Origin of the sequence: Neisseria sp. HMSC056A03 (genome assembly GCF_001815685.1) — a bacterium.
GTDB classification, from domain to species: Bacteria; Pseudomonadota; Gammaproteobacteria; order Burkholderiales; family Neisseriaceae; genus Neisseria; species Neisseria subflava.
Window position 1 is genome coordinate 1 of record NZ_KV821623.1, and the last position, 1,684, is coordinate 1,684.

Here is a 1,684-nt window from a genome sequence, read left to right on the forward strand (position 1 = left end):
GTCTGAAAACTGGATTTCAGACGGCCTTTATTCCAAAAGTTTTCAGACCATGTTTGAAATTGTCTGAAAGTTTGAAACAATGGTTTGAACACCAAAACACGTGTGCGTGCGTACCGCACACACCCTGCACGTTGGCTTTGAAGTTTCGCGTAATTCACAGGTAGGGTGAGTGGTGCAGCCACGCACGCTGTTGGTGGAGATGCAGGCTACGGCTTGCTGCCGTTTATTGGTTACAACCGTAAAAAAGTAAGTGCCGCCATTGCGGTAAAAATGACGGTATTCATAGTGTTATGCCCGGAATGATTTTGTAGCAACTGTATTTTTCACCCCGTCGGGTAAAAATACAGTTGCTACTACTAATCCTTCTTAATCGGCGGATTGGCATTAATCGGCAACGACGAGCGGGACACTTTAACGTTTGGATAATGCTTCCGCATTAAGTGCTGAAACACTTCCGCCTTGCGCTCTTTTCCGCTCTTTTCGTAATTCGTCCCCAAAATCACTTCATCCACAATATCACGTATATCGGCATAAGGCAGATAGACGGATTTTGTGGCTTCGCAATATTTGATTTTGTCCGAACCGATTTGTTCGATTTTCAACAGACGGAATTCTTCCTCGTCGCGGAAAGCGAAATCTTTAAACAGATAGCGTATATATTCCAAAGCTTTTTTGTCTTCATCACTGATATTATTGGATTTTTTAATTAGCTCTATCAGTGCTTCTTCAAGTTTCTTGATACGAAATTGATGCCAACTTGGATTTTTTCCTACAGGCTTTAATCGGATACCAAAACTTTGATTATTCTTATTCAACAACCATTTCCCACATTTCTCCTCAGCAATATATTCATCTTGATAAGCGATATAAGCTACCTGATAAAGCGGTAGGTTTTCATCTTTCGAACCCGCTATATCTGCCTCTATTGGTTCTTTGAAACCTTCATTCTGTTTATTTGTAAAACTTTTGAACGAAGCAGAAACATCAGGCTCTTTCAACCAATCCCCGCTTTTATTAAATACCAAGCAGCAGCCCGATGCTTCCACGCCATTTTCTTTGCCATATAGACGAAACTGGTTCAAATCGTTGACGCGGCTGGAAAAGCAGGTAAAGAAAGCATTATGGACAGGACAATCAGCCTTGTTTTCCAATTCCAAATCTTGCAGATTCAGCAGCTCCAACAGTCCTTCCCCTTCAGTCGGGTCGTTCATATAAGTGGAGCTACCGATTCTCATTGGACTAACCTTACTCCTGTCAACAGGAGTTTTATCATTAGTTTGATCGCTGACAATACCGAATAATCTTTCGCATACTGAAGGCGAAGTGTAATGGGCAAGAGGAATTGACCCTAATTCCATAGGTGGGATATTTAAAACTGCCAGAATGGTAGTGATGTCGTCTATTACAGTTTTTTCTTTTTGAGTTCCTTCTTAAGTTCCAAATAAATCTCCCTGTATTTTCTGTTTTTTCCAGTCAAAATATCTTTCCCATTTTTGTTGAATTTTGGCTTGTTCGAAATAACAACGACCTAACCAAGATTGTGCATTGTTTTGTTCTTGAAGGCTGTTTTGTTTGTCTGCCAACTGCTCAGCAAGACTCAATCGCTGTTGTAAATGCTCAACTGCGTGCCCAAACAATTGTTTCGATTCCTTGTCTTGGGCTTTCTTCGCCTGCTCTAAATAGC

2 protein-coding genes and 1 pseudogene are annotated in these 1,684 nt (G+C 41.0%); all 3 read right to left on the reverse strand.

Annotated elements, in window-relative coordinates; genetic code table 11:
- Nucleotides 1–182, reverse strand: a 182-nt coding sequence (locus HMPREF3052_RS11910; protein ID WP_210399505.1) for a hypothetical protein, incomplete at its 3' end; no start/stop codon positions are given.
- Nucleotides 183–356: 174 nt separating this feature from the next.
- Nucleotides 357–1,235 carry a UDP-N-acetylglucosamine-peptide N-acetylglucosaminyltransferase gene (locus HMPREF3052_RS04820; protein WP_283126954.1) on the reverse strand — a complete coding sequence of 293 codons (879 nt, stop codon included), beginning with the start codon at nucleotides 1,233–1,235 and terminating at the stop codon, nucleotides 357–359.
- A 195-nt stretch (nucleotides 1,236–1,430) separates the two neighbouring features.
- Nucleotides 1,431–1,684, reverse strand: a pseudogene (locus HMPREF3052_RS11770) (sel1 repeat family protein); the annotation flags it as partial.

What these genes read in the sequence shown, in the direction of transcription:
- HMPREF3052_RS04820 (WP_283126954.1), bottom strand. Translation starts at nt 1,235, where the DNA reads ATGAGAATCGGTAGCTCCACTTATATGAACGACCCGACTGAAGGGGAA.